This window comes from Longimicrobium sp. (assembly GCF_036280135.1).
Taxonomy (GTDB): Bacteria; Gemmatimonadota; Gemmatimonadetes; order Longimicrobiales; family Longimicrobiaceae; genus Longimicrobium.
Window position 1 is genome coordinate 1 of record NZ_DASURI010000658.1, and the last position, 3326, is coordinate 3326.

General features: G+C 69.8%; 6 protein-coding genes. 3 read left to right on the top strand and 3 right to left on the bottom strand.

All coding sequences use genetic code 11. The annotated features are described in order from the left end of the window. Positions 1-245 precede the first annotated feature (245 nt). The 3 genes from VFZ20_RS21380 to VFZ20_RS21390 are packed head-to-tail and all read right to left on the bottom strand — an operon-like array spanning position 246 to position 2165. Positions 246-674, bottom strand: a complete 429-nt coding sequence (locus VFZ20_RS21380) for a hypothetical protein (RefSeq protein ID WP_329685979.1) — start codon at positions 672-674, stop codon at positions 246-248. 43 nt (positions 675-717) lie between these two features. After that, positions 718-1134: a carboxypeptidase-like regulatory domain-containing protein gene (locus VFZ20_RS21385; RefSeq protein WP_329685980.1), complete on the bottom strand. Its 417-nt coding sequence runs from the start codon at positions 1132-1134 to the stop codon at positions 718-720. Then, positions 1134-2165, bottom strand: a complete 1032-nt coding sequence (locus VFZ20_RS21390) for a DinB family protein (RefSeq protein WP_329685981.1) — start codon at positions 2163-2165, stop codon at positions 1134-1136. The genes VFZ20_RS21385 and VFZ20_RS21390 overlap by 1 nt, the downstream gene beginning before the upstream one ends. Positions 2166-2374: 209 nt before the next feature. Here VFZ20_RS21390 and VFZ20_RS21395 point away from each other — a divergent pair, with 209 nt between their 5' ends. The 3 genes from VFZ20_RS21395 (at position 2375) to VFZ20_RS21405 (ending at position 3072) form a co-directional block, all read left to right on the top strand. Next, complete coding sequence (locus VFZ20_RS21395) at positions 2375-2554, top strand: hypothetical protein (protein WP_329685982.1); 180 nt, start codon at positions 2375-2377, stop codon at positions 2552-2554. A 56-nt stretch (positions 2555-2610) separates the two neighbouring features. Further along, positions 2611-2784: a hypothetical protein gene (locus VFZ20_RS21400; RefSeq protein ID WP_329685983.1), complete on the top strand. Its 174-nt coding sequence runs from the start codon at positions 2611-2613 to the stop codon at positions 2782-2784. Between the two features lie 93 nt (positions 2785-2877). Then, positions 2878-3072: a hypothetical protein gene (locus VFZ20_RS21405; RefSeq protein ID WP_329685984.1), complete on the top strand. Its 195-nt coding sequence runs from the start codon at positions 2878-2880 to the stop codon at positions 3070-3072. Positions 3073-3326 lie beyond the last annotated feature (254 nt).

Genomic DNA, 3326 nt, shown 5'->3' on the forward strand with positions numbered 1-3326 from the left:
TGGCCTTGCACGTGTGGCAGCCTCCGCGCGAGCGCCCCCTCCGGGCTCGCGGAGCTCGCCCACCTCCCCCCAAAAAGCCTGGGGGAGGTTGGACATAGGCGGCTTTCATCCTACAAGGTGCGCGCAGCGCTGGATGACTCAGGATGACCCTCTCCGGCTCCGCTGAAAGGCAGGTTTGGCAAGCCCCCTCTCGGGAACGACAGCATGGGCGAGGGCAGCCGAACGCGTCCGACAACGGCTCCCGCCTACGCGGCCGCGGCGGCCGGGCGGGCAAGATGGGCGATGGGGAAGTTGATGGCGGCCAGCATCAGCCCCAGCCCGCCGCCGAGCCCGGCGAGCTGCGCGATCCCGAGGACGGCGTCGGCCAGCCCGGGCGCGGCCAGGGGCATGAGGGCCAGCGCGCCGCCCGCGCCCACCGCCGCGCCGACCATCGGCAGGCGCCACCAGCGCCGGTCGCCCGCGCGGAACCCGGCGAAGTGCCGCAGGGCCTGCCACGTGGCCACGGCCGCGACCGGCGCGATCAGCAGGTACACCCATGCCTGCGTCATCCAGTACGCCGCGGGCGCGTGCGGTCCGTCTGGCGGCGTGAGCGCCTGCGCGGCAAAGGCGTACGCGTAGCACGCCAGCACGTCCGCCACCGCGGCGGTGATCGTGAGAGGGTCGGGCCTGTTCATCCGCCGATTCCCGCGAACTGAAGGTGATGGACGTCCGGCCGCGTCACGCGCCGAACCCGCTGCAGAGCCGGATGCGCGGCACCGTGCCGACGTCCGGCGCGACCTCGATCGTATCCAGCCACGTGCCGTAGCCGGGGTACGTGGCCTGCGCGACGTATCGGCCGGCCGGCACGCCGTCGATGGCGAACGCGCCCTGCGTCACGCTCGTCGTCGCGCGCGCGGCGGACGTGTCCGCGCGCAGGGGGCGGATGCGGACGGTGGCGCCGGGGAGCGGCAGGTTACGCGTGCTGGTGACGACACCCTGCAGCACGCCGCCGGCCTGCAGCGTCCACCGGTCCGGCGCGTTGGAGCCCGTGCACTTCACGGCCGGCGCCGAGCCCAGCATCCCCGCGCATCCGCCCAGCATCAGCGCGAGCGCGACGCAGGCGACCGGGCGGACGTCCATCGCCGGAACGCGCATCAGGCGGGGGATTCCGCGGCGTGCAGCGGGCGCGAGGTCCGCGCGATCCATCCAGGCGCGGAGTCCGTCTGCTGGCGGAGGATGAGGTGGAGCTGCGCCGTGTGATGCTGCACGTGGCGCATGCTGTTCACAAGCCACTCCAGCACCGTCCAGTCCTGCCTGTTGAAGCGCCGCACTTCCGCCGCCGATTCGTCCGTGAGGGATTCGATGATGCGGCGGCACTGCTCGCGGCCGTGCTCCAGGTAGCCGAGCAGCTCGTCCTTTGTGAACACGCGTTCGGGAAGCACGCCGGCCGGGTCCAGCTCCTCCAGGCCGAACGGCTTCGGCGGCACGAACCCGTCCGCCGTGGGCGACGTGTAGTAATCCAGGAAGAAGATCGTGTGATACGCCACGTACCAGAACTCCGGCTGCCGCGCGCGGTCGCCCCACAGCGCGTCCGGGCACGCGAGGATGGCGTTGCGCAGCATGTCGATGGCCGCGCCCAGCTGGTTCCACAGGCTGTCCGGCATCAGCGGAATTGCGTGCACGGGCGCCGCGAGATCGGCGTTCGTGCGGCTCACCCACGTCGGGACAACGTCCGTGCGCTGGCGGAGGAGGAGGTTGAGCTGCGCCGCGTGATGCTGCGCGTGGCGCATGTTGTACATCAGCCACTCCGCCAGCGGCCACGCGCGCTTGCCGAACGTCCACGTTTGCGCCGCGCGCTCCGCCGTCAGCGTTCCGAACAGGGAGCGGGCCTTGTCGCGGTCATAGCGCACCAGGCCCAGGATCTCGTCGCGGGTGTACGGCGGCGCGGCGACGGTGGCGGCCGGCTCCAGGCGCGCGCTGGTGAACGGCTCCGGCGGCGCGTAGGGGGTGGACGGATTCGACAGGTACCAGTCGGTCACGTACGCCGTATGCTGCGCGATCCGCCAGAACGACGGTTTGGCGCCGTCGCTCCACGGCGCGTCCGGGCACGCGGCGATGGCGCTCTCCAGCATGTCGATCGCCGCGCCGAAGTGGTGCCAGAGGGTGGTGGTGACGTGGTCGCTCATGTCCGTGTCCTGGGCGTGAGGGTGGTGCGCTGGAATATCCATCCCGCCTCGCGGAACGCAATCGCCTCCGCCCGTCCGGCCGCCGATGCGCTCGCCGTGCTCGTTTCGCCGGCGCGCGGAATTCCGCTTGTGTGCATCGGCGGATATTCACAAGTTTGTTCCGATTAGGTTTGTCGGAAGCGGTTCACATCCACACACCTGGAGGGGCGATGAAGAAGCTGGTGCTCGACCTGGACTCGCTGGCGGTGGAGTCGTTCGAGGCGGATGCCGTGACGGCCGGGCAGCGCGGCACGGTGGAGGCGCGCTCCACGGACGGCGTGGGATGCCCCAAGTCGTACCCGTACTACTGCGGCCCGCAGCGTCCCACGGTCGGCTGCGCCCTGGTCTGACGGTGTCCGCATACGTCCGTATGCGCTGGTCCTGATCCATCTACCTGGAGGACGCGATGAAGAAGCTGATGCTGGACCTGGATACGCTGACGGTGGAGTCGTTCGAGGCCGAGGCCGCGACGGTCACGCAGCGCGGCACGGTGGAGGCGCGCTCCACGGATGGCGCCGGGTGCCCCAAGTCATACCCGTTCCACTGCCTGCCCCAGCCCTGGAGCGAGGGCTGCGCCTGAGCCGCAGACGGATTCGTCACGACCGGCCTCCGGGCGCGTGGAAGCCGGTCGTCACGAAAGGATCGATGGTTTTCTCTGTGAAAGGAGCCGGTGATGAGCAAGATCACACTGGGGCTGGACAGCCTGCGCGTCGAGACGTTCGCCGTGGAGCCGGTGGACGATCCGGGGGCGATCGGCATCGCGGGGTACACGGACAGCTGCGCGCCGGACCCGGCAAGCCGCTGCGGTCCTAACAACTGCTTTCCGTACGAGGAGCCGTCGCTGGTCATGGATTGCATCGACCCGTGAGCTGACGACGCGCGTCGGACAAAACACGCGAGGCCGGCAGCACGTCGCTGCCGGCCTTGTTTGGTGTCGGTGTAAACGGTTCTGAAGACGGATGTGCTCGGACCGGAAGTACGACGATGCAGTCAAATGCGAGGCGGACCTACCCGATACAGCTGGCCACGCTCGATCGTGGGAAGCAGATCACGGACTTCCGGCATCAAGGCGCGCAAGGCGTCGACAGCGTTGCTGAAGGCCACCAGAACGATCACGGCCAC